Annotated in this window: 19 protein-coding genes and 1 riboswitch; of the genes, 14 read left to right on the forward strand and 5 right to left on the reverse strand. The window is 42.2% G+C overall.

Going from position 1 to position 24,317, the window contains the following annotated elements; genetic code table 11:
- The first annotated feature begins 8 nt into the window (after positions 1–8).
- From AACZ88_RS16390 to AACZ88_RS16450, 13 genes are all read left to right on the forward strand, one after another.
- Entirely contained in the window at positions 9–1,556 is a 1,548-nt protein-coding gene (locus tag AACZ88_RS16390; protein ID WP_339712383.1) for a SusD/RagB family nutrient-binding outer membrane lipoprotein, read from the forward strand.
- A 275-nt stretch (positions 1,557–1,831) separates the two neighbouring features.
- Complete coding sequence (locus AACZ88_RS16395; RefSeq protein ID WP_339712385.1) at positions 1,832–2,680, forward strand: hypothetical protein; 849 nt, start codon at positions 1,832–1,834, stop codon at positions 2,678–2,680.
- Positions 2,681–2,791: 111 nt separating this feature from the next.
- On the forward strand, positions 2,792–3,169 hold the full coding sequence (locus tag AACZ88_RS16400; protein WP_339712387.1) for a nuclear transport factor 2 family protein: 378 nt from the start codon (positions 2,792–2,794) through the stop codon (positions 3,167–3,169).
- 92 nt (positions 3,170–3,261) lie between these two features.
- Positions 3,262–4,224 carry an NAD(P)-dependent alcohol dehydrogenase gene (locus AACZ88_RS16405; RefSeq protein WP_339712389.1) on the forward strand — a complete coding sequence of 321 codons (963 nt, stop codon included), beginning with the start codon at positions 3,262–3,264 and terminating at the stop codon, positions 4,222–4,224.
- A gap of 322 nt (positions 4,225–4,546) precedes the next feature.
- Entirely contained in the window at positions 4,547–5,707 is a 1,161-nt protein-coding gene (locus tag AACZ88_RS16410) for an MFS transporter (protein ID WP_339712392.1), read from the forward strand.
- A gap of 38 nt (positions 5,708–5,745) precedes the next feature.
- A complete protein-coding gene (locus AACZ88_RS16415; RefSeq protein WP_339712395.1) occupies positions 5,746–6,501 on the forward strand; it encodes a helix-turn-helix domain-containing protein in 756 nt (251 codons plus the stop codon).
- A 57-nt stretch (positions 6,502–6,558) separates the two neighbouring features.
- Complete coding sequence (locus AACZ88_RS16420) at positions 6,559–7,050, forward strand: GNAT family N-acetyltransferase (protein WP_339712398.1); 492 nt, start codon at positions 6,559–6,561, stop codon at positions 7,048–7,050.
- Between the two features lie 47 nt (positions 7,051–7,097).
- Positions 7,098–7,192, forward strand: a riboswitch (TPP riboswitch).
- Positions 7,193–7,260: 68 nt separating this feature from the next.
- Positions 7,261–8,061 carry a hydroxyethylthiazole kinase gene (thiM, locus tag AACZ88_RS16425; protein ID WP_339712401.1) on the forward strand — a complete coding sequence of 267 codons (801 nt, stop codon included), beginning with the start codon at positions 7,261–7,263 and terminating at the stop codon, positions 8,059–8,061.
- Entirely contained in the window at positions 8,054–8,692 is a 639-nt protein-coding gene (gene thiE, locus AACZ88_RS16430) for a thiamine phosphate synthase (protein ID WP_339712404.1), read from the forward strand. The genes thiM and thiE overlap by 8 nt, the downstream gene beginning before the upstream one ends.
- Complete coding sequence (thiD, locus tag AACZ88_RS16435) at positions 8,689–9,522, forward strand: bifunctional hydroxymethylpyrimidine kinase/phosphomethylpyrimidine kinase (RefSeq protein WP_339712407.1); 834 nt, start codon at positions 8,689–8,691, stop codon at positions 9,520–9,522. Before thiE ends, thiD begins: the two co-directional genes overlap by 4 nt.
- A complete protein-coding gene (gene tenA / locus AACZ88_RS16440) occupies positions 9,509–10,165 on the forward strand; it encodes a thiaminase II (protein WP_339712410.1) in 657 nt (218 codons plus the stop codon). Before thiD ends, tenA begins: the two co-directional genes overlap by 14 nt.
- A 212-nt stretch (positions 10,166–10,377) precedes the next feature.
- Positions 10,378–11,166, forward strand: a complete 789-nt coding sequence (locus tag AACZ88_RS16445) for a polysaccharide deacetylase family protein (protein WP_339712413.1) — start codon at positions 10,378–10,380, stop codon at positions 11,164–11,166.
- 63 nt (positions 11,167–11,229) lie between these two features.
- On the forward strand, positions 11,230–13,281 hold the full coding sequence (locus tag AACZ88_RS16450; protein WP_339712417.1) for an alginate lyase family protein: 2,052 nt from the start codon (positions 11,230–11,232) through the stop codon (positions 13,279–13,281).
- Between the two features lie 77 nt (positions 13,282–13,358).
- Here the strand turns inward: AACZ88_RS16450 and AACZ88_RS16455 are convergent, their stop codons facing one another.
- The 5 genes from AACZ88_RS16455 to AACZ88_RS16475 all read right to left on the reverse strand — a co-directional run bounded on the left by AACZ88_RS16455 (position 13,359) and on the right by AACZ88_RS16475 (position 20,841).
- Complete coding sequence (locus tag AACZ88_RS16455) at positions 13,359–14,771, reverse strand: hypothetical protein (RefSeq protein WP_339712420.1); 1,413 nt, start codon at positions 14,769–14,771, stop codon at positions 13,359–13,361.
- A 55-nt stretch (positions 14,772–14,826) separates the two neighbouring features.
- Positions 14,827–15,981, reverse strand: a complete 1,155-nt coding sequence (locus AACZ88_RS16460; protein ID WP_339712422.1) for an alpha-hydroxy acid oxidase — start codon at positions 15,979–15,981, stop codon at positions 14,827–14,829.
- Between the two features lie 2 nt (positions 15,982–15,983).
- Positions 15,984–17,357 carry an FGGY family carbohydrate kinase gene (locus tag AACZ88_RS16465; protein WP_339712425.1) on the reverse strand — a complete coding sequence of 458 codons (1,374 nt, stop codon included), beginning with the start codon at positions 17,355–17,357 and terminating at the stop codon, positions 15,984–15,986.
- Between the two features lie 9 nt (positions 17,358–17,366).
- On the reverse strand, positions 17,367–18,647 hold the full coding sequence (locus AACZ88_RS16470; RefSeq protein WP_339712428.1) for a sugar isomerase: 1,281 nt from the start codon (positions 18,645–18,647) through the stop codon (positions 17,367–17,369).
- A gap of 88 nt (positions 18,648–18,735) precedes the next feature.
- Positions 18,736–20,841, reverse strand: a complete 2,106-nt coding sequence (locus tag AACZ88_RS16475; RefSeq protein WP_339712431.1) for a bifunctional aldolase/short-chain dehydrogenase — start codon at positions 20,839–20,841, stop codon at positions 18,736–18,738.
- Positions 20,842–21,178: 337 nt separating this feature from the next.
- On the opposite strand from AACZ88_RS16475, the gene AACZ88_RS16480 reads away from it, so the two are divergent.
- On the forward strand, positions 21,179–24,274 hold the full coding sequence (locus tag AACZ88_RS16480; RefSeq protein WP_339712434.1) for a TonB-dependent receptor: 3,096 nt from the start codon (positions 21,179–21,181) through the stop codon (positions 24,272–24,274).
- Positions 24,275–24,317 lie beyond the last annotated feature (43 nt).

The following is a 24,317-nucleotide window of genomic DNA, read 5'->3' on the forward strand; positions in this document are numbered from 1 at the left end:
CAAAGACGATGAAAAATATAGCAAAATATATATCGAGTACGTTTTTGATAATGGCATTGCTTATCTCATGTGACGATGGGTTCGATGACCTGAATACCGACAAAGTCCGTCTGGTCTCAATAGATCCAACCTATCAACTGAACACCGCCATCATACAAGGTGCCCCTGGTTATGGGAATAACCTGACCTATCAAGTAACAATCGTGAGACAGATGATTACTCCCTTTGCGGGAGTTGGTACCGGGGCGAATCTCAATCAAGATAACCGTGCTGCAACGCTCGAACTTTGGAACCTTGGATATCGCACCACCATCAAAAATCTAGTCGACGGCATCGCATCCATTGAAGATGATCCCGAAAAAACGAATTTATTGTCAATGCTTCGAATTTGGCGGGCGCATCAATTTATGATTTTGACCGACAGCTATGGAGATGTACCATATTTTAGTGCCGGGAAGGGATTTTTGGAACAGATTCCTTTTCCGGAATACGATCCTCAGGAGCTGATTTACGACGATCTGCTCAAAGAACTGGAAGAAGCTTCCGCAGCCTTAAACCCTGCAAATGATGCAGTAGACCAAGAAGTCATGTATGCCGGTGCCGGCATTAGCGATAATATAAGTGCATGGAAAAGATTGGGGCACTCCCTTTTATTAAGAGCAGCCATGCGATTGGTCAAAGTCAACCCCGCAAAGGCCCAAGAATTTTCGGCGAAGGCGATTGCCGGTGGTATAATGACTTCCAATGAAGACAATGCCTTGGTTCGACATGACCCCAGCTTCCGTAATGCTATGGGAACCAATTTGAACGGTGGTCAAGCGCCATTTTATTATTTGGACAAAGAGCTGGTCGACTTTATGCAAAGCAACGATGATCCAAGATTGGAGGCCATAGCGGTTCGGTATGTAGGATCGGCGTCGGAGGGGGGGCAAATTCCAGAAAATGCCGATAGAGATCCCGATGTGCAAATAGGAATGCCTCAAGGGTTCGATAATACCACCATAGCGCCACAGGTTGCCGCCGACGGAGTAGCAAGTCTTTTTGATTACAGCCAGTTGGATCGAACACGCTTAGGCGCCCCCGAAGCTCCAAGTTTCTATGTAACCTATTCCGAAACGTTATTGTTACATGCCGAGGCAATCGTTCGTGGATGGGCTTCCGGTGATGCCAACGCCGTATATCAAGAGGCTATTCGCGCCCATATGGAACAACTGGCCGATTGGCCGGGAGAAACGACCGTTCCTGAATCTGAAATCACAGCTTACTTGGCAACACATTCATTGACACCGGGATCGGAATTGGAAGACATTAACACCCAATATTGGATATCTTCCTTTTTGAACGGTTCGGAGAGTTGGGCCAATTTCAGAAGAAGCGGTTTTCCCGTCGTAGCCCCTAACCCCTACCCTGGCGGGGAATTGAAGACCGAAGATTTTATTCGAAGGTTGACCTACCCCGATGCCGAACGAACGGTCAATTCGGCCAATCTAGACGCTGCAATTGGTAGACAAGGCCCTGATATTTTAGACACACGAGTTTGGTGGGATGTAGAATAAAACTCCTTAAACAAAAATAGTAACCAGCGCTTCGGGCAGCCAATGTTCGAAGCGTTGTTTTTAAATATTCCCTACGAAAATCAAAAACGATTAAATTTGTAAGCACCCCCGTACCGTTAATGGCTATATTAGTAGGGCAATATTCTTGTACACCAATCAAAACACCCAAGAATCGGCCATCACTTAAATTTCGAACCACTCATCGCGGCCAATTTCCATAAAAAACGCACTTGAACAAAGCGGATACGAAAAACTAAGGAACAAAATCAAACGACATGAAACATTATATTCCAATATTGATAGTATCCCTTGTCTTTCTCGTTTCATGCAAGGAAACAAAAAAGGATCGCATCATTGACCTTGAGAATATTTACGCTTGGTGCATTGTTCCCTATGACCGTATGAAACGGTCTCCTGCCGAAAGAATTGAAATGCTTAAGCGGCTGGGAATTACGAAATACGCCTATGATTGGAGAAGCGAGCATCTTCCACAAATGGCTGAAGAATTGAGATTGGCTGAAAAGAACGACATCGAAGTAATTGCGCTTTGGCTTTGGATAGATAATAACTCGGATTCTTTGAACGGATTGAACAACTCAAATGAGAAGGTCTTTAGTGTAATAAAGGAGGTAGGTTATGAGGGACATATCTGGGTAAGTTTCAATAACAATTTTTTTGAGAACCTTTCGGATGCCGATGCAATGGAAAAGGGTGCGAAAATGATTGCATTCTTAAGTAAAAAAGCAACCACCCTGGGCTGTAAAGTTGCGTTGTATAATCATGGGGGTTGGTTCGGGGAACCTAAAAATCAAATAAAGATAATCGAATCTTTACCGCAAGAAGATTTAGGCCTGGTCTACAATTTTCATCATGCGCACAAACAAATTGACGCTTTTCCTGAATTGGTAACCATAATGTTGCCCCACCTTTGGAATGTAAATTTAAATGGACTAAGAAAAGAAGGGCCAAAATTACTTACCATTGGAGCGGGTGACTATGAAAAAGAAATGATCAACATATTGATAGAAAAAGGATACAAAGGAGATTTTGGCATTTTGGGTCATGTTGAAGAGGCCGATGTCGAGTCCATTTTAAAAGCGAACTTAAACGGACTAGGAAACTAACTATGCACACCCCTTCAAAACCTCGACAAAATAACTGTCTTTCAATTATACAATCCCAATAACTACATATTTTTTACTCCACTAGTTGGAGTAAGGATATAAATTCACAAAATGACAAAAATCACCTTGACCATAGATTGCGGAAACGCACCAAAAAAAGAATTCATAAAGAAGATTAATATCGCTTTTGCCAAAGGAAATTCAGATTTTCTGCTCGAAAGTGTTACAGACGGCATAGTTTGGAATATAATCGGCGATAAAAAAATTGAGGGCAAAGAAAAATTGAGGGAAGAATTGAAAAATATGAAAGCACAAAAGGTGTCTGAATTAATACTTGACCGAATTTTAACCCATGGAAAGGAAGGCGCAGCTAGCGGAATTGTGAAAATGCAAAACGGAAAAAACTATGCTTTTTCAGATTTTTATGAATTTAGCGGAGCCAAAGCCACTAAATTAAAATCCATTACCTCGTTTGTAATCGAAATTTAAGAACAGTAGGGCGAAGAAACGGAGCGTATACCGGGCCTGTTTCCTTTTTGCTATATTTAAATTCTCGACTGAAATTAACCCTTTCCGTTTCAATGAAAGCAATTGTTTGTACAAAATACGGGGCTCCGGAGTTGCTCAAAATTCAAGAAGTAGCACAACCTGTACCTAAAAAAAATGAAGTTCTAATTCGTGTCCGTGCCACAGCCATCAACGACTATGATTGGAGCATGGTACGCGGTAAACCCTATTTGTACCGTCTTATGTTCGGCCTTGGAAAACCTAAAAGACAAATTCCAGGAATGGAATTGGCCGGTACGGTAGAGGCGCTAGGCCCGAATGTTGAAAATCTCAAAATCGGTGATAGCGTTTACGGTGATATTTCTGACTATGGTTTCGGCAGCTTTGCCGAATACATTTGCATTCATGAAAAAGCAGTGGTCAAAAAACTGGAGACCATGGATTTTCATGAAGCTGCTTCAATACCCCATGCGGCACTTTTGGCTTTACAGGGCCTACGGATGGGAAAAATTAAAAAAGGATACAAAATTTTGCTCAACGGTGCCGGTGGGGGCGTAGGCACTTTCGCTCTTCAACTGGCAAAACATCACGAGTGTGAAGTTACAGGAGTAGACACCGGTAAAAAACTGGAAACCATAAAATCAATGGGGTTTGACCATGTCATCGACTATAAAAAAATCGATTTCACCAGAAACAAACAAGAATACGACCTGATTCTAGATTGTAAGACCAATCGAAATCCTTTTGCTTATTTACGTTCACTAAAGCAGAATGGCCGTTACGTTTCGATAGGTGGAAAACTACATCGTCTATTGCAAATATTATGCTACAAAAAATTCATTTCCTTTTTCTTTAAGAGGCAACTCCAGATTCTAAGTCTTAAACCGAATCAAGGTCTAGACACTATTAACGAGCTTTATAGCCAAGGAAAACTAAAATGCATTATTGATGGTCCGCATGCTTTTGAGAAAATACCAGAACTTATAACATATTTTGGCCGCGGCAGACATACAGGAAAGATTGTCGCTATTTTGTAGACATGAGGAACAAAAGATTCCTGCGAAAACGAACGCTTTTAAAAAAAGCCCAATTAGCGGACCCTGGACCTTAACTCCCTTTTACGAACTTCCACAGCCAACATTTTCATCGGAACAAGAAATCCAAAGAACCGCTTCAAAACGATGCAGGCCACAATTCTTTAACCATCTTTCTTTTCCCACGAAATGACCTGAATATTGTACTACTTAAATCACCTCCCTATCAACTCATTTCCAAAATGGTATACTAATTTAGAAAAATGGGAATCCGTTTCGATTGGGGATGTCACAACTTTGCACCTTAAAACGAAAATCAAACGGAATGAAAAACATCACAAAATCGGGTATAATAGCACTTCTTTTAACCAGCAGTCTCACCATTATGGTAGGTACTGCCATAGCACCTTCCTTAACTGAAATAGCCATCAATCTTGACTTCAGCTTTAGTCCGGGTTGGCTGATTACACTGCCCTCCTTGGGCGTTGTTCTTTTTGCCCCGATTATCGGCCGGCTTATCTCAAAGCTGGGAGCCTTTAAACTATTAACATTGGGGTTGATACCCTATGCTATTCTGGGCTACTCTGGCGGCTATATTTCCGATCCGTATGTACTGATTGTGAATCGTATCTTATTGGGCGGCTCGGCAGTAGCCATTCAGGTAGCGGTAACCACCTACATTGCCGATTATTTTGAAGGACAACGAAGAATAGAACTTATCGCTTGGCAAGGGATGGCCATAGAGGTCGGAGGTGTAGTGTTTCTTTCAATCGGAGGTGTCTTGGGCGAATGGCACTGGCGCAGTCCCTTTTTAATATACTTGATTGCCTTGCCCTGTTTTATTTTGGTTCGCACCGTACTCCCCAAAGAAAAAAGAGTTCATAATGCCCCTGTTTCATCAGTTGCCCCAATAATTGGCACCAAGGAAAAAAAGGAAGTAACCATCATATTTTGGAGTGCACTTCTCGCCATGGTTCTCTTTTTTGTCAGTTTCGTGCGTCTACCCCAATTTTTACCCGAAAGTTTTGAATTCAGTGACTCATACGTTGGATATTTTATGGCACTCATTTCACTGATAGCAGTAATTTCAGCCAGTCAAATGCCAAAAATTGTTGCTAAAATAAATTCTTACAATACCGTTGCCTTGGGGTTTGCATTTTTTATGTTAGGCTATATTTGCTTTGCATTTTCAATGACGATTACCCTATTATTTCCGGCCGCTATTTTTATCGGAATAGGTTTTGGACTCACTATTCCCCTTCTAAACCATATGATGGTAGAAGTTAGTGATAAAAAGAGCCAAGGAAAGAATTTAGGCCTTTACTCTATGGCTGTTTTCGCAGGACAATTTCTTTCAACATTCATCGAATTTATAGCAAACGACCCCAGAACAATCTTTGGCATTGCCGCATTTTTGGCATTGATAATTTCGACCATTTTATTCCTTCTTTCCAAGAAGATGTCTGTATATCTGGCAAGGGCATAAAAATGTTTTGGTACTTTTAGGCTCTCTACCTTTTACGAATGAAAAATTGGAGCACTAAAATTAATATAACCGAGCAGTGCGATATTGAACCTGCTTTTCCGCACGAAAATTCTTTCGGACTTTTTTTTGTGAACATTCAAAAGGGCAGCTATGTCTATTTTAAACCTTTGAACGAGCTTTTTCCGGCTGTTCTCTTTGAAGCAAACCAAGGTTTATACCTTTGTTTTGAACGTGAATTTATTGAGGAAGATGATAAAGAATATGCACTTGACATTTTAAAAATGTTCAATCTAGCATCCAAAAAACGCCTCTTTATTTCTAAAGATGAATTTATTTCCATTCAAGCCGTAATCGAATTACTATCAAAAGAGTACCATGACAAACGCAATGGCTATTTAATTATTAAATCGCTCCTCAAAGTTCTAATGCTACAACTTATCAGACTGCAAAACACAGTCTATCTTGAACAAGACCTTGACCAAAAAAGAGTTTTCTCTTTTTTAAAGCTAATGGAATCGCACTATCTTGACAAAACATCAGGTTTGTTCTACGCCCAAGAAATTGGGATAAGTGAAAAAAGGCTCAATCAAATTCTTAAAAAAAAATTGAACCGAACGGCTAAGCAAATTATTCAACAACGACAAACCACCGAAATAAAACGAATGATCAAACAAGAGGATATGACCCTAAAAGAAATGGCTTTTTTCTTCGGATTTGAATCTTTAAGTAGTTTTTCACGTTTCTTTAAAAACCATACCGGATTAAGTCCGACGGCCTTTAAAAAGAAATTGTAAGGCTCATAAAAATGATACAGATTGCACAAAAGATATCAAAAGCTGATAATATATACAATGAACAAACAAATTGACATAATCGTTCGGGAGGCACGTCTTGAAGAGCTACCCGACCTTAAAGCATTTGAACAAGAAATCATTCGTTATGAACGATCTTTTGCCCCGCAACTTAAAGAAGACCCTATAACCTATTACGACATTAAAGAGCTTATTCAACGAGATGACGCCCAAGTGTTGGTCGCTGTAGACGGAAATAAAATCATCGCTTCGGGTTACGCGCTCGTAAAAAAATCAGAACCTTATTTCCGGTCAGAGCAGTATGCCTATTTAGGCTTTATGTTTGTAGCACCAAAGTATAGGGGACAAGGCATCAATGGGGTCATAAACCAGAATTTGATTGTATGGGCCAAAGAACGTGGTCTATCTGAAATTCAATTGGAAGTGTACGCTTCGAACGACAGTGCTATTCGTGCCTATAGGAAAATGGGGTTTCAACCCAACATATTGAATATGAGGCTAAATATAGAAGAAATCGAATCTAAAAGTTAATGAATCGTCATTTTAGCCTATCTTTTCATAAAAGCATGCTATATTTGAAATGGCTTTAGGGGTATTCCGCAAAAGGAATTGAGAGAGTCCCTTTGAACCTGAAACGGTTGATACCGTCGTAGGGAAAAGTATCTGGTCACCACAGTGACCTAGCATCTTCTTATATTCGAGAAATGCCCTATAGCCATAATATATAACACACAAAATATTATGGAAAACCTTTTCTGGAAACACATTGAAGCCGTTAAAAATGCTGCCCCTCTGGTACAGAACATTACCAATTTTGTGGTAATGAACAATACGGCAAATGCTCTTTTAGCCTTGGGAGCCTCTCCCATCATGTCCCACGGACATGACGAAATCAAGGATATCGGCACCATTTGTCAATCGTTGGTTATCAATATTGGTACGTTAGACGATTATTGGTCGCAAGCAATGCTGAAATCGGCTGAATTCGCGAATCAAATAAAGAAACCTTGGGTTCTCGACCCCGTCGGCGCCGGAGCCTCCCATTACCGCACGACCCTGCTGGACCAATTACTCGAATACCGACCAACGGTAATCAGGGGCAATGGCTCCGAAATTATGGCTTTGGCCCAGGTCAAAAGAACAAAGACCAAGGGGGTTGACAGTACAGCTTTTAGTACCGACGCTATCGAAGCCGCCAAGGTGTTACACAAAAAATATGACGCAGTGGTCTGTATTTCGGGTGAGACAGATATTGTTGTGGGTGACCATACACCCGTTTTCATCAAAAATGGCGATGTGATGATGACCAAGGTAACGGGTCTAGGGTGTTCCGCGACGGCCATAATTGGCGCTTTTATTGCCATTATAGAAGATAAAACGGAAGCTGTATCGGCAGCCATGGCCTTACTTGGTATTTGCGGAGAGTTGGCCGCTCAAAACAGCGCCGGCCCCGGAAGTCTTCAGGTTCAATTGTTGGACAAACTCTACAATATCACTGAAAAAGAATTTCTTGCCACACTCAAAATCGAGAGCAATGGCTAATCATGAATTTCCTTTCCCACTGTATTTAGTCATTTCAGAAGGTGATTGCAAGCACCAATCCTTTCTTAAAGTTGCCGAAGCTGCCATTCGTGGCGGAGTCGACCTCATTCAACTCCGGGAAAAAGATTGTGATGACGAAATGTTCATTGCCAAAGCCGAAAAACTTAAAGAGATAACAGACAAATATAATATTCCCTTAATCATAAACGACAATTTAAAGGTTGCCATAAAGGTAAATGCTTTCGGAATTCATGTGGGCACTACCGACATTCCTCCTAGTAACATTCGTAAAATCTGGAAAGGATGTCAATCGTTAGGCTACTCTTTAGAAGCCCTGGAACAGCTCTATACCCAAGAAACACAAATGGCAGATTGTTTGGGGGTTAGCCCTGTCTTTAAAACCCAAACGAAAGAAAATACGGTAACGGAGTGGGGATTGGCAGGTATTCGGCGCATTCGCGACCTGACACCGAAACCCTTGATAGCTATCGGAAACATGAATATTGCCACCATAGCACCCGTATTGGAAGCAGGTGCTGACAGCATCGCAGTGGTTTCGGCCATTTGCAGCGCTAAAAATCCAGAGAAAGCAGCCTTCGAACTTAAAAATAAGATTCTAAAAACATTATGAAACAGTATTCCTACCCTTCGGTTATGACCATTGCAGGCTTTGACGGTAGTGGTGGCGCTGGTATACAAGCAGATATCAAAACCATATCTGCCTTAGGATGTTACGCTACTTCTGTCTTAACCGCTTTGCCTGTTCAGAACACTACGGGTGTAAAATCGATCTATCCAATTTCCTATAAAGCAGTACAAGAGCAAATCGCGGCTATTATGGAAGACATTCCCCCAAATGCCATTAAAATTGGCATGCTGCACACTTCTGAACTTGTGTCTTCGGTTATCGAAACCCTAAAAAAATATCCTAAAATTCCACTGGTCGTCGATCCTGTAATGGTCGCAACTAGTGGTCACAAACTTATTGAAGACAGCACCATTGACACCATTATAGAAAAGCTATTTCCCATTGCCGATATTCTCACTCCGAATTTGGACGAAGCGGCCATCTTGGCACAAATGGAAATCACTACCATAGAAGACATGTATACGGCCGGCAAAAGAATCAAGGCATTGGGAGCAAATGACATCCTGCTAAAAGGAGGGCATCTTAAAACACCAGAATTGACCTCGTTGTACTTTGATAATTCCGATAAGGTCACCGCTTTTCAACAGGAAAAATATGAGACCACCAACACCCATGGCTCGGGATGCACACTTTCATCTGCCATAGCCAGTTATATTGCCTTAGACAATTCTTTCACAGAAGCCATCTCAAAAGGACAAGCCTATGTTCATAAAGCCATTTTCCATGGTAAAGATGTAGTTATCGGAAAAGGAAATGGCCCGTTAAACCACTTTTTCAACCCTCAAAAATTAGTAAAAAATGACCTGGTCTAAGCAAACATGGGAACGTATCGTTCCCATTTATAAGTCTATTATCACTATGCCTTTTATTAGAGAATTGATGGATGGCAGCCTGCCTATAGAAAAATTCCAGTTCTATATGGCACAAGATTCTGGGTATCTTGAACATTTTGGCCGCACTTTGTCAATGATAGGGGCCAAAGCACCACATATTGAAGACGCTTTAGCTTTTATACAATTTGGACAAAATGCCATTTTGGTGGAAAATGCGCTTCACGAATCGTATTTTAAGGATTTTGGTATTACGGATAGCGGGAAGTTAGAACCTACGTGCCATCATTACATCCATTATTTGAAAAGCACTGCAGCTTATGAGTCCATTGAAATTGCCATGGCAGCCGTACTTCCCTGTTTTTGGATCTATAAAGAAGTTGGCAACCATATCTATAAACATCAAAAAGCGCCAAACAATCCCTATCAAAAATGGATCGACACCTACGCTGGGGAAGAATTTGGCATTGCTGTAGCCCGTGCTATTGAAATTTGCGATAGGGCAGCGGCCAACACCAATTCTTCGACCCAAAACAATATGACTGAAGCTTTTATAACTGCTAGCCGAATGGAGTTCGAATTTTGGGACAGTGCTTACCAAATAAAAAAATGGAAATTCTCTTAACTCAAAAATTGGTAAGCGATTAGTGGCTGAAACTTTTCATGTTCTTGCCTTAGCGTTATATTTCTTTGATTATCCGGAGATATCTAAACTGTAAATCTCTACGAATTCATTTCAGATTAAAATTAATCGCTTATTTTTAGAGACCGTTATGTGATTTTCATATCGGTCGTTAAATAGCCTATGGCTTTATTCTTTAAACCAAGTAACCTGAAATGAGGTCAGTACTCGCACTGTTTTTTGCGTTTTCTGTTTTTTTTTATGGGCATTCCCAAATCCTAAAAAAAGAAATTCCAGACAAACTAGTTGTACTTACGTTCGATGATGCCCCGGCAAGTCAATATTCGGTAGTGGCACCCTTGCTCAAAAAATTTGGTTTTGGGGCTACCTTTTTCGTGTGTGAATTTCCACCAAACTATAAAGACAGTACACTTTATATGAATTGGCGCCAAATAAAGGAACTTGACAATATGGGTTTTGAAATAGCCAATCATACCAAAACACATGCGAATGTTACCAAATTGTCGAAAGCACAATTTATAAAGGAACTTAGCTATATTGAAAACAAATGCGAGTCGCTGAACATTAAAAAACCGACGAGTTTTGCTTACCCGGGTTACGGACTTAACGGAGAGGTTCTTCCATTTTTAAGTGAACTTGGGTATCGTTTCGCCCGCGCAGGTGGTTCAAGAGCCTATGCACCCTTGGTCGACCACCCTTTTCTTATTCCGAGTTGGGCTACCAATGCAGAGAACAAAGAAATCATCTTAGCAGCGCTTGATCACGCCGAACATGGAAAAATTGTTGTCTTGACGCTTCACGGGGTTCCCGATGTCGAACATCCTTGGGTCAACACGCCCCCTGAATTATTTACGGCATATCTGAACTATTTGGCCGATCATGACTTTACCGTAATCGCCCTAAGAGATCTACACAAATACATCAATGCCGATGAAGCATTGCAAACAATTGTTCCTGATACAAAAAGAAAATTAGCGAATTAAACATCACAAATAATCCCTCGGAAAAGAGAAAAATCCGAAGTCACTATAACCAAAAAACAAACGATGATATTAAAAATTAAGCGGAACCTTGCCCTACTAATTATGCTGTTTTGTGCGTATTCCACTTGTTTTTCCCAATCTAATTGGAAGGACATTACCACTGTGGAGCAACTTTGTACAAGCTATCCCGAGACCGTAAAAAAGATGTTGGAGCAATTCAATCTTGACTACCCCGGGTTGGAAAAAGTAAAAGAAGCTTACTCCAACGGAAACATGGTAGAGGCCAGTACCGCGTTGTTAGCCTACTACAAGAATGGAAATACAGCGGCGGAGCTCAGAAAAGATTCGCCCAAAAAATCGAATAGCACCAAAACGGAAACCGACACGACGCTGACAGATGTTTTTATCATTCAAAATGTAAGGGGAAAAGTACCTGTTTTAAGTGATGGTCACCGTGATTGGTATTATAAAGGCCCGAACAATGACAAAGAATGGGCTTGGCTATCGAATAGACATAGTCAACTAAGCAGTGTATTCGCAACTTATCTGGAAACGGGCAACCCGAAATATGCAGAATATATCGATCAGTTTCTAAGGGATTTTATCATTAAAAGTATGCCCTACCCTGCCGTTAAAAGCGGCACCTCGGTATGGCGCGGTCTAGAAGTTGCAGCTCGGGTCAAAGTCTGGTCCCGAATTTTTTATGGGATGATCGACAGTGAATATATTTCACCTGCCACACAACTTTTGATGCTGGCGAGTTTGCCAGACCATGCCCACTACAACAGAAATTTTCACAGTGGCAACAACTGGTTGACCATGGAAATTTCGGCTTTGGCGACCGTATCGGCTAATTTCCCAGAATATAAAAAATCGAATGAATGGTTAGACTATGCCATTGAAACGATGAGCGAAAGCATGAAAGGACAAGTATATGCCGACGGGGTTCAAACGGAACTTACCTCCCATTACCATAATGTTTCACTCCACAACTTTCAACTCTTTCAAGATATCTGTAACAGGGCCAACAAACAACTACCCGACTTCTTTAACAATACGATTGAAGATATGTACAGTTATATCTCCCACGTCGTGCGCCCAAGCGGTTTTCGTATTTTGAATAATGATGGTGATAAGGGCAGTGACCGTGATTTAATTCTAAAAGGTGCAAAAAGATTCAATCACCCGGAGTGGGAATACATTGCCACGAACGGTACATCAGGAATCAAACCAAATGACGGCCCCTCTTATTTTTATCCTTGGGCCGGTCATTTTATATCACGAAGTGGTTTCGATGCCAATGCACAGTGGTCATTTTTCGATATAGGCCCTTGGGGCAGCGGCCATCAACATAACGACAAATTACATATTTCCATTTCCGCCTACGGTAGAGATCTTTTAGTCGATTCGGGAAGGTTCGCCTATACTGGCGAAGTAGCGGAAAAATTTAGGCCTTACGCCAAAGGCACGGCAGGACATAATAGTATTTTAATCGACCAAAAAGGTCAAAATGCAGGACCAAGGCTCGCCACAGAACCCATTGGTGACAACTTTTTTAGAATTACCGATGATTTCGATTATGCCTCGAATTCGTTTGACCAATATACTGATGTTACCGGAGAAGCCAAGCACACTCGTGCCGTACTTTATGTTCGGGGTGAATTTTGGGTGGTCGTAGACCGTATTGCTACGGATAGACCGAGAAAAATAGATGTGATGTGGCACTGGCATCCAGAATCAGTGGTCGAAAAAGACGGTTCGATTGTCAAGACGACTAATGAATTCGGGAACTTGGCCGTCATACCAATTAGCAAACAAAAATTCGATATTGAATTCATCAAAGGGCAGGAAACTCCCGAAATACAAGGATGGTATAGCCCTGAATATAATTTGTTCGAACCGAACATTGCCAGTAAGTACAGTACGCAAATCAACGCTGATAGTTCTTTTGTCTGGCTGCTATTTCCTTCCGAAAAGGAAACACCAAAGGTGAGGGCCAAGATTATTTCTGAAAACAAAGATGACTTAAGTTTAACGATAAAATCAGAAGGAAAAACATGGCAAGTTACAGTCCCGTATAGCAACAGCAACCATGCTAATTTGATAAAAAAATAGACGAGATGGGATGCTTTAAAAAAAACCAACTAGATTAAAAGCCCTCTAAACAAGGCTTTATCATAAAGGTTTCCCCTTTAATCTTTTTTTTGCCACATCTTACTGAACAACAGAAAAAGTACACCACAGAGCAACCATGCAGGAAGCGTTACGAAACTTAGGAACACATCGAATTGCAAGGATATAAAATAGAAAAGTCCGAAACTTAGTGCCCATGCCCAAAACACCGATCTATTAAACTTGATGTTCGCAGCTTCGGCATAATTTTTTACGATGCCGGCATTTTTATAAAAGAAATGCTCGAACACGATAATTGCTCCAAAAGGTGCGAGAATAAATCCATATAGAGCTACAAAACCCAATAGTTTCATGGCAAAGGCTGGAAAAAGCCCTGCGATGGTAGCTACCGTACCTGCGATAATAGTGACCCAAAATGTCGAGAGTTTCGGAACAATGGCCTGAAAGGCAAGTCCGGCCCTATAAATGGTCGGATTAGCGGTTGTCCAGCCAGCCAAAACCACGGCAATGATGCCGAAAATACCGATGGCATTATTCGCTAAAGGTCCCGGAGCCACGGGCGGGGCTTCCCCATTGGTTAAAAATGCTTGGGCTTCGGGAGATTTGAGATAGACGGCATATAACAACGCAGCTGCAATCCACGCCATATAATGGCCGACGTACATTCCTGCAGCGGTCGTCCAACCTGAACTGGGACTTTTGGCAAACCTAAAAACCGAAAGATCCGACATACCAATATGCATGGCCGCATTAGCAAACCACGACCAGATAACCACATGCCAAAAAGTGTATTTCAATTGTCCTGGAAAGGGATCGGAGCCTTCGCCCCAGATATTCCAAAAATCAGAAAAACTGTCTACCCCCAATTGCCCTAATGCAACAACACCGCAGGCAATAAACGCCAAGACGATTACAGGAGACATCCAATTCGCTGCCTTGGAAACAGTATCGTAGCCCTTGGAGGCGATTAATGAAATTACGGCTCCGACAATCAAAACAATGATGACCCAAGTAGGGCCATTAGGCATGGTATCTGTTAATTTGGGCATTTCCATACCAAAAGGGATGCCTACTGCCGTTGCGGAAACGGTAATCATGGCCCCCGCTAAAAAACAGAATAATATACCATTGGCCAAGTTATAACCCGTCACCAGCGTTTTTCCGCAGATTTTCTCCAATTGATAATAGAGGGTCAATCGATACTTCACAGCAATTTCGGCAGTCAAAAAACGCCAGCTCAATACAGCCAATAGGTTGCCTATCAATAACCCGATAATCAAATCAAATGCACTTACCCCTGCTGTTAAAAACAATGGACCAATGATAAATTCTGTTCCCGCGGCATGCTCACCTGCATACATACCTAAAAAACTTTTCCATCCTTTGAGGCTAGATTCGGGAACGGGAGTTCGTTCAAACTCGCCTCCTGTGATTTCTTCGATTATTTCCTCTTCGATACTGTATTGGCTCATTGGTATGGTTTTAAACTTGAAATATTCTAAGTAAAGTTATTCGGATGGTTATTATTTAAGCACGTTGGAGTAAATGATTTGGTAGATCTTCAACCCTTTCGCAGCATAATTGGTCCATGACCTGTTTGAACTGGGTCTTTAACATGGCAATTGTGTGATCACCACCTTTATTGCCCAAAGCCCCTGCCCCATACATAAAAGAACGTCCCATAAAAGTAAATTTCGCACCACTAGCCATCGCTCTGGCGATATCAGGACCCGATCGAAGACCACTGTCCATCATGATTTCAATCTGGTCGCCATATTTAGATGCCACTTCCTGTAGTGAACCGATGGTCGATTGAGCGGCATCTAACTGCCTACCCCCATGATTGGATAAAATGATTCCGTCGAAGCCCATTCGAATTGCATCTTGGGTATCTTGTTCGGAAGCTACACCCTTTAATACCAATTTTCCCTTCCACCTATCACGAATTGGTTTTATTCGCTCTTCATTCAAACGACCAGAAAAGGTCTTGTCCATAAATTGTCCCAACTGTTTTAAATTGAGTCCTTCGGGCGTGTAAGGTTTTAAAGTCTCAAAAGTCGGCTGCCCGTATTTGAGGGTGTTATAGGCCCAACTTGGTTTTCCTAAAATCTGCAGAATGTTGGTCAGAGACATTTTGGGTGGCAATGCCAGACCATTTCGAATGTCACGGGGTCTATAACCAAATGTAGGTACATCACACAACAATACAAGCACCGGGCAACCAGCGGCTTCTGCACGGTTAATAATGTCATCGCGCAGCTCATCTTCAACAGGATTATACAATTGAAACCAGGCATTCCCTTCTGTCAATTCGCTCGCCCGCTCGATATTCATAGTGGTGACGGTACTCAATATAAAAGGAATGTTGTTCTTAAAAGCCGCTTTGGCCAAAATTTCAGGCGAATTAGGCCACATCAGGCCTTGAAGACCAACAGGCGCTATGCCGAAAGGGGCATCGAACTCCATTCCCAGCACTTTAGTTTTAGTATCACTAATACCTTTATTTCGAAGGTATCTAGGTTGTAACTGTACTTCTCGTATTTCCGAAGTATTTCTTGTAATACTTACGTCTTCATTACAGCCGCCATCAAGATATTCGAAAGCAAATTTGGGAACTCGCCTTTTGGCTTTTTCCCTTAAATCTTCTACGGACGGGTATTGTGAGTTTATTTCGGACTTCATAGTTATTTTAAGATAAAGGGTGCATGTGTCTTCAAAGCATAATTATTTTTAAGGAATGTCGTATCAAGCTTCGCCTTCGAAATAACGATTGCCGCACCCAGCGCCGACCCCAAGGACGAATCGGTAGTTTGCAACCCCATATGGCCCAAGTAATGGGACATCAATTTGATGTACACATCATTATCGCTAAAACCACCATCGACAAAAAGATGTTCAACAGGGGTAGCACCTACGGCCGACTTAATACTTTCCACTTGCAACAGCACCAGTTCCAGCATCAATTGGTGATAGGAGTGTTCGAACCTGTCATATGGGATCGTAGTTTCTGCCGGCATATTCTTGGCCGAAATGCTCGTCCATTTGAACATGGGGACAAAATCTTTGGTAACCTCGAACAGAATTTCCTGATCGAATTTAACCAATTTGTGGTAATCTTCTGGAAGATTAAAATGTGCAGAGAGTTGTTTTATTTGAAATTTGTACTCATTGCCGAGAAACAAACGGGATACTTTGACCGGGCTTCCATCGATACGCATATTGAAAAGGCCGTCGTTAGCGATATCGTCATCGGTAAGCATGTCTTTGGCGAACGGGTTTATGGAGATACTCCAGGTTCCCGTGGAAACCAATACAAAAGGGTTTTCAGTGCTCCGCACATACGGCAAAAGCGCCGAAGAACTGTCATGTATACCCACCCCGACCTTTAGCTTTCTACCTTTATAATCCACATTCAAACAAGTATCGGCGGTAGTGATGGGTGGCAATAATTTATCTATCCCTTCCTTGTAGACCCATGCATGGTACTCCTTTTTTTCAAAATCCCAAAGCAACGTATGGCAACCGATACTGGTATATTCGCTCACAGGTACGCCCGTAAACAAATAGCTCAGGTATTGTGGCAGGTGTAGTGTATATTTTATTTTTTGAAAGGCTTCCGGTCGTGTGCGTTTGAGCCAATAGAGCTGCATGCCCGTATTCAGCATACCCAATTTTTGCGACCCCGTGATTCTTGAAAGTTCCGCCTCGGGACCGTATTCGTCATAAAACGTGTTGGATATGGCTTCATCCAGAGGTTTCATATAGTTGTACAAGGGGGTGAGCACCTTACCATGTTCGTCGATATGAACGACAGTAGCACCATAGCTGGAAAAGTTAACGGCGCTTATCTCATAATCGGGTACATCCATCATACGGTCAAAGACTTCTTTCAACCAATTTTCAAGGGCTTCCAGATCTTCCGTAGGATATCCATCCTCATCCGTAATTTCTTCAAAACGGGAATATTCCCGATAGACTTCTTGAAAATCCTCGTCAAAAAGAAAGAACTTTTTGTTGGTTCTCCCGATATCGAATATGGCCGTAACTTTCGTTTTCATTGAAATAGCTTAAAGTCCGGTAGCAACCGTGTGCCTGCCTCGCTCCTTTATTAAGTTCTCACGTACTTTTAGCGAACGGAAAGCCATTAAAGGATTCAACGCACCGCCTCTTTGAAGTCTCGCCCGTTCTAACAACGGTCGGACATCGGTTCGATATGCATTTTGCAAAATTTCTTGACACTGAACCACGTCATTCTCCTCTTGAGCCGCTTTCAATTGTTTTTGGTCGACCAACAAGGCCTTGGCATAGGCCTCCTGTATGGCCTCCAATGATTGCATCAAGTCTTCCAATGGATCTTTGATGTTGTGACTGGCATCAATCATCCAGGCGGGATATGGGTTTTGTGGATTGTTCTGCATACCATATACCAGCTCGTTGAATATCAAGAATAGCGCATAAGGTTTAACGCTTCCTGTCGTACTATCGTCATCGCCATACTTGCTATCATTAAAATGGAAGCCCCCCAATTTACCCTTCAACATTAAGGTTGAGACAATCTGTTCGATATTGGTATTGGGCAGGTGATGCCCCAAATCGACAAGCGTATAAGCCTTTTCTCCACAGGCGTTCGCCAATAGGAACGAAGTGCCCCAATCTTGTATTACGGTACTGTAAAAATTAGGCTCATAGGGCTTGTATTCAATAAAGAGTTTCCAGTCTTCGGGAAGGCCTGCATAGATTTGTTTCAAACTCTTCTCGGTGTTCAACAGTGCTGTTTGAAAATTGTCCTGGCCCGGGAAATTGGAACCATCGGCAAGCCATACCGTAAGGCTTTTTGATCCTAGCTTCTCGCCAATATTAATGACATCAAGATTATGTTGTACCGCTTGTTCGCGTGCAGCATCGCTTCTGTTCGATAGCGAACCGTACCGGTAACTTTCTTTAGCATCTTTCTGGTCTTGAAAAGTATTGGAATTGACCGCATCGAAAATCAATCCGTGAGAGGCCGCCCGTTCCCTTATGGCCTTATAATCTTCGGGAATGTCCCAAGGAATATGCAATGAAATGGCCCCGGCCGTTCCCGTAAGGGCGTGCAAAACACCGACATCGTCGATTTTCTGTTCCAAGTTTGCAGGTTCACCGTAAAAGGAAAACCTTCCGAACCGTGTTCCCCCAGCACCTAAGGCCCAACTTGGGATGGCTACTTGAAAATCGGCCAACCGTCGAACGACTTCTTCAACATCGACTCCTTTCTTACCCAAGGAGCTCCCCAAAAAATCAAAACTTTCATTATGCGAAGTCGTTTGCTGTTGGTTTTCACCTAAAATCTGTTCTTTTTCTATCTTCATAATAATGATGTACTTACAAGAAGGAAAACCCACAGGCACCGGGCCTGCGGATAGTCCTAAAATAACTCAAAAAAACTCACTCAAATAACTATCGTACAAATGCGTTGGCCATACCGCCATCGACATTGATAATATTTCCTGTAGACTTATCCAATATACCGACCAAGGCAAAGACCCCATTGGCGATATCTTCAGGATAAATAATCTCATTCAACAGATTACGCTTCGCGTAATGCGCCGGTAATTCCTCCACGGTAATACCGTAGGCTTTGGCACGACCTTCGGCCCAATCGCCCTCCCAGATTTTACTACCGACGATTACCCCATCGGGATTGACCGTATTCACACGTATCTTGTCACCGCCCAATTCAGCAGCCAATAAACGGGCCATGTGTTGTTGGGCTGCTTTTGCGGTACCGTAACCGACGTTATTGGGACCTGAAACTAGACCATTTTTACTGGCTATACTAATAAAATCACCTCCCTGACCTTGTTTGCGCATGACCGCAACAGCCTGTTTGGCAAGTTCAAACTGCCCTTTGACCAAGACGTCCTGAAGAATATCCCAATCTTTTTCGGTGGTTTCTTGCAACGGTTTGGAAATGGCCAGACCCGCACTGTGCACAACAATATCGACACCCCCGAATTCTAGACATGCCTTTTTATAAGCTTCGGCAATGGAACTGTTTTGAGTAACATCGCATACGGCATAGGCCGCCGTATCCCGGCCATAGGTCCCCAGGGCTTCTTGTAGACGGTCTTCAGCAATATCGGTCAAGACTATATTGGCGCCTTGTTCAGCCAATTTATCGGCAATCGCTTTTCCAATACCACCTCCGGCACCGGTTACCAATGCTACTTTTCTTGATAAGGGCTTCTCCTTGGGCATGCGTTGTAGCTTTGCTTCTTCCAACAACCAATATTCGATATCGAAGGCCTCTTGCCTCGGCAACGAAGTATACTCCGTAATGGCCTCGGCACCACGCATTACGTTGATTGCGTTCACATAAAATTCGTTGGCCACACGGGTTGTCTGTTTATTCTTGGCAAAGCTGAACATACCCACCCCAGGATAAATAATAATGACCGGATTGGCATCGCGAACTGCGGGACTATTATCCCGTTTGTGGGTATCATAATAATCTTGGTATTCTTTTCGATATTGCTCGAAAGCCGGTCTTAATTTATCAAGCACCGCTTCGGTATCGGAAAGGTCTTCCTTGGTATCCAATTGAAGTACCAAGGGTTGAATTTTTGTACGTAAAAAATGATCGGGACACGAAGTACCCATGGGCGCCAAACGCTCAAGATCATTGCTGTTTATATATTGAAGTACCACATCACTATCGGTAAAATGGCCTATCATCCTATTTTCCGAAGAACAGAGTCCGCGTAACATCGGCATTAATTGCGCTGCCTTTTCAAGGCGTTCATCTTTTGGGAGCGACTGTACTTTCTGCCCACCAAAAACGCTGCCCTTCTCCTTGATTTTCTTCTCAATATATTCGGAAGCCATTTCAATGACTTCCAAACTGTTCATATAACATTCATATGAAGTGTCTCCCCATGTAAAAAGTCCGTGGCTGCCCAAAACGATACCGCGGATACCAGGATTGTCATTTAAACATTTTTCCAACTGTAACCCTAAATCGAAGCCTGGTCGTTGCCATGGCACCCAGCCCATGGTATCGCCCCAAATCTCCTTGGTCACTTTCTCACTGTCTTTAGCGGCAGCTACCGCAATAAGCGCGTCGGGGTGCAAGTGATCGATATGTTTAAAGGGCAACAGACCGTGCAAAGGGGTATCGATTGAAGGTGCTTTGCTATCCAAATCATAGATGCAATGATTGAAGAGGCCTACCATACGGTCTTCGTCGGTCAATCCTCCATATACATTTTTTAGGTTGCGGAGCCGTTCGGTATACAACCCAGCTATACCCGCCTTGGTAAGGGTACCAATATCACCGCCTGACCCCTTGATCCACATCACCTCGACTTCTTCATCAGTCAATGGATCTTTCTCGATGGTCTTACAGCTCGTATTACCCCCACCGTAATTTGTTATTCTCAGGTCGGCTCCGAGAATATTCGAACGATATAAAAACAGTGCGACCTGGTCTTCACCGAGTTGTGCCGCTTTTTCCTCGTCCCAGAGATAATCTACATAGTTGAAATTCTTAACCGTATTGCTCATTTTAATCGTCTTAATTTAGTTTTGATAGGGCTAAAGTAAGCAAGGGAATCGAGCGAGGTATCCTGTACTGTCCCGATTCGATGAAAAAAATCAGCCCTAACTCTCACACAAAGCACTCAGTATTGTTGAATTATTTGTTTTTTACGCGAAAAAAATATTTTTTGATAAAAAAAATCCATCAATACTAAATAATATTCATTTTAAACAGGACAGTACAGGATAGTTCATCAAGATTAGGTCAGTACTTTCGACAAAAAGACGACAGAATTACTTTGAAACACTATAAGGTATTTTGACATCTCGTTTTTTTAAAGACAACAACTTAATCAACACTACAATGAAAAAAAAATTGAACGCTGTTTCAAAGGTATTTCTTATTGCCTTAATGTTACTTTTTGCACTTAACACCCAAGCTCAAGACGTGGCCATTACAGGCACGGTTCTTTCTTCCACCGACGGTCTAGGACTTCCCGGAGCCAACATTGTTGAAAAAGGCACTACAAATGGAGTAACGGCAGATTTTGACGGAAATTTTTCCATTGAGGTTGCCAACACAAACGCCACTTTGGTCTTTTCTTACATCGGGTTTGCCACTAAGGAAGTCCCCTTAAACGGACAATCGACTATAACAGTCACACTCGAAGAAAGCGCCGCCGGTCTCGATGAAGTCGTCGTAGTGGGTTATGGCACCCAGATTAAAAGACAGGTTACCGGGTCAGTGTCTACCATTCAGGCCACTGAACTTGCCGATATTCCGGTCTCCCAGATTACTCAAAAAATACAGGGTAGAATTCCAGGGGTTCAAATCAACCAAACTACGGGTAAACCGGGTCAGGGCATGTCGGTAAGAATTCGCGGGCAACTATCTGTTTCAGGTGGTAGCGATCCCTTATATGTAGTTGATGGCTTCCCGATTTCAGGAGGAATCAACAATATAAACCCTGATGAGATCCAGGATATTTCCATTTTGAAAGATGCCGCATCAACTTCGCTCTATGGTTCAAGGGCCGCCAATGGTGTTGTGCTGATTACGACCAAAAGCGGAAAGCCAGGCGAAACAAGTATAAGCTTGAATGTTACAAGCAGTATGCAGAACGTTCCGGATAGAGGGAGAATAGAAATGATGAATGCCGTTGAATTTGCCCAATTTAAAAAGGAGTACTATGAGGATCAAGGGGACCCAGTTCCTGATATCTATCAGAACCCGTCACAGTATGAGGGACAAAACAACGATTGGTACGATGCAATGCTTAGAACGGCCCCTATGACCAACTACAATCTCACCGTTACCTCCAATAAAGAAAAATTGCGAACCTCTCTGATTTTAGGTTTCTTGGATCAAGAAGGTGTAGTCTTAAGCTCAGATTATAAAAGATATTCATTACGTGCAAATTTGGATTATAATTTATCCGACAAGATTCGCTTAGGTGTTAATATTGCACCTAGTTACATATTGGATAATATACCAAGAACAGATGGTAGCAGGGGAACAGGCCTTCTATTTAATGCGTTGCACACCTGGCCGATTATGCCAATCTACAATCCTGACGGAACCAGAACAGAGTTCAATAATTTTCCGGCGAATACAGGAAACATCTTCTCTTATGCCAACTGGCTTAATTCTGCCGAGAGAATTCAAGACGGAACCAAAGAACTTAATCTTTTGTCAAACGCCTATATCGAATATCAGCCTATAGAAGGGCTTGCCATTAAATCGAGTTTAAATGCCGAATTTTATAATAGTCAATACGAATATTTCAGTCCTACCAATGCTACTTATGCAATAAATCGTCCTATACCTACAAATAACGAAGCGGTTTGGGACGACCGAAATACTTTTTCTTGGCTGAACGAGAACACGGTTACTTACAACAAAAGTATCGGTGACCATACCTTCTCTCTTTTAGGAGGATTTACCTATCAAAAATATCGTATGGACCGCAGTAGGGTTGCGGCCAGTGATTTTGCTGACGACAGATTGCCTAATATACAAGGTGCGACCAACATTAATAGAGGCGGTACTTTCGACCAAGTACAGGAGTGGAGTTTGGTTTCATTTCTTTCTAGGTTGACTTATAACTATAAAGGAAAATATTTATTGACGGGCTCTATTCGTAGTGATGGGTCTTCACGGTTTGGATCTGAGAATAGGTGGGGTACATTTCCTTCCGTATCTGCAGGATGGATAGCTTCCGATGAAGCTTTTCTAGAAAATATAGAATCCATTTCGCTTCTTAAATTACGCGCCAGTTATGGTGTCACCGGCAACAATAATATAGGAAATTACACCCAATACGCCTTAATCAACAATACAGTGAATGCCGTATTTGGCAACGATTTTGCGCCTGGTTCAGCGGTAAATTCACTCTCAAATTCTAATTTGGGATGGGAGACCACAAAACAGTTTGATATTGGTATGGATTTAAGTCTATTCAATGATCGGGTATCGTTGGTTTATGACTATTACACCAAAAACACGACAAATCTACTATACAATGTTCAGGTCGCCAGGGAATCTGGATTTTCCAACTTCAGCGATAATATTGGTGAAATCAAATTTTGGGGCCATGAGTTCGGTCTAAATTCGGTTAACACCACCGGTGAATTTCAATGGACCACCAACGCCAATATATCGTTCAACCGCAATGAAGTAGTAGCACTTGCGGAGGGGATTGATCGAGTTTATGGGCCGGGCGGATGGCATATTACAAAAGTAGGCGAGCCCTTTGGTCAATTTTATGGTCATTTATCCGATGGGGTTTATCTTAACCAGCAAGACTTAGACAGCTCTCCCCAGGTACCAGGGCGTTCTACGGTAGGCAGTATTAAATTACTCGACGTTAATGGTGACGGAATCATTACTCGTGGGGGTGATGAAGATGACCGCGCCATCATGGGAAGTCCCTTCCCTGACTTCACCTATGGTATCACAAATACTTTCAATTACAATAATTTTGACCTTTCTATTGTGGGTACAGGCTCATACGGTAACGAACTACTTGTCAGACACTTGTATAGCACAACAAACTTAGACGGGGTCTTTAACCTTTTGAAGGATGTTGAAAACCGTTTTCGATCGGTTGAGAACCCTGGTGACGGTTTTTATGGCACTACGGTTGGCGGTGGTAACGTTACCGGTATTGAAAGAGACTGGATCAATGATCGATTCGTTGCCGACGCTTCTTACTTCAATATTCGAAACATCACTTTAGGGTATACAATTCCGGGATTGGAGAAGTATTTCAAGTCGGCCCGTGTATTTGGTTCAATTCAAAATGTCCACATTTTTACAAAATATTGGGGCGGACCAAACCCTGAAATAAGTGTCCAGAATAATGGAGAGGGTGATGGTGGCAATTTGGCTTCCGGAGTAGATATTTCAGGATATCCGGTTCCGCGTATATTTAGTTTGGGTTTAAACTTAAACTTTTAAATCGTAAATTATTATGTCAAAAAATAGATCACTTTCGACAAAT

Origin of the sequence: uncultured Kriegella sp. (genome assembly GCF_963975415.1) — a bacterium.
Lineage (GTDB): Bacteria > Bacteroidota > Bacteroidia > Flavobacteriales > Flavobacteriaceae > Kriegella.

Bases quoted from the DNA above. Each gene is read 5' to 3' on its own strand.
- AACZ88_RS16390 (WP_339712383.1), top strand. From the start codon at position 9: ATGAAAAATATAGCAAAATATATATCGAGTACGTTTTTGATAATGGCA.
- AACZ88_RS16395 (WP_339712385.1), top strand. From the start codon at position 1,832: ATGAAACATTATATTCCAATATTGATAGTATCCCTTGTCTTTCTCGTT.
- AACZ88_RS16400 (WP_339712387.1), top strand. From the start codon at position 2,792: ATGACAAAAATCACCTTGACCATAGATTGCGGAAACGCACCAAAAAAA.
- AACZ88_RS16405 (WP_339712389.1), top strand. From the start codon at position 3,262: ATGAAAGCAATTGTTTGTACAAAATACGGGGCTCCGGAGTTGCTCAAA.
- AACZ88_RS16410 (WP_339712392.1), top strand. From the start codon at position 4,547: ATGAAAAACATCACAAAATCGGGTATAATAGCACTTCTTTTAACCAGC.
- AACZ88_RS16415 (WP_339712395.1), top strand. From the start codon at position 5,746: ATGAAAAATTGGAGCACTAAAATTAATATAACCGAGCAGTGCGATATT.
- AACZ88_RS16420 (WP_339712398.1), top strand. From the start codon at position 6,559: ATGAACAAACAAATTGACATAATCGTTCGGGAGGCACGTCTTGAAGAG.
- thiM (WP_339712401.1), top strand. From the start codon at position 7,261: ATGGAAAACCTTTTCTGGAAACACATTGAAGCCGTTAAAAATGCTGCC.
- thiE (WP_339712404.1), top strand. From the start codon at position 8,054: ATGGCTAATCATGAATTTCCTTTCCCACTGTATTTAGTCATTTCAGAA.
- thiD (WP_339712407.1), top strand. From the start codon at position 8,689: ATGAAACAGTATTCCTACCCTTCGGTTATGACCATTGCAGGCTTTGAC.
- tenA (WP_339712410.1), top strand. From the start codon at position 9,509: ATGACCTGGTCTAAGCAAACATGGGAACGTATCGTTCCCATTTATAAG.
- AACZ88_RS16445 (WP_339712413.1), top strand. From the start codon at position 10,378: ATGAGGTCAGTACTCGCACTGTTTTTTGCGTTTTCTGTTTTTTTTTAT.
- AACZ88_RS16450 (WP_339712417.1), top strand. From the start codon at position 11,230: ATGATATTAAAAATTAAGCGGAACCTTGCCCTACTAATTATGCTGTTT.
- AACZ88_RS16455 (WP_339712420.1), bottom strand. From the start codon at position 14,771: ATGAGCCAATACAGTATCGAAGAGGAAATAATCGAAGAAATCACAGGA.
- AACZ88_RS16460 (WP_339712422.1), bottom strand. From the start codon at position 15,981: ATGAAGTCCGAAATAAACTCACAATACCCGTCCGTAGAAGATTTAAGG.
- AACZ88_RS16465 (WP_339712425.1), bottom strand. From the start codon at position 17,357: ATGAAAACGAAAGTTACGGCCATATTCGATATCGGGAGAACCAACAAA.
- AACZ88_RS16470 (WP_339712428.1), bottom strand. From the start codon at position 18,647: ATGAAGATAGAAAAAGAACAGATTTTAGGTGAAAACCAACAGCAAACG.
- AACZ88_RS16475 (WP_339712431.1), bottom strand. From the start codon at position 20,841: ATGAGCAATACGGTTAAGAATTTCAACTATGTAGATTATCTCTGGGAC.
- AACZ88_RS16480 (WP_339712434.1), top strand. From the start codon at position 21,179: ATGAAAAAAAAATTGAACGCTGTTTCAAAGGTATTTCTTATTGCCTTA.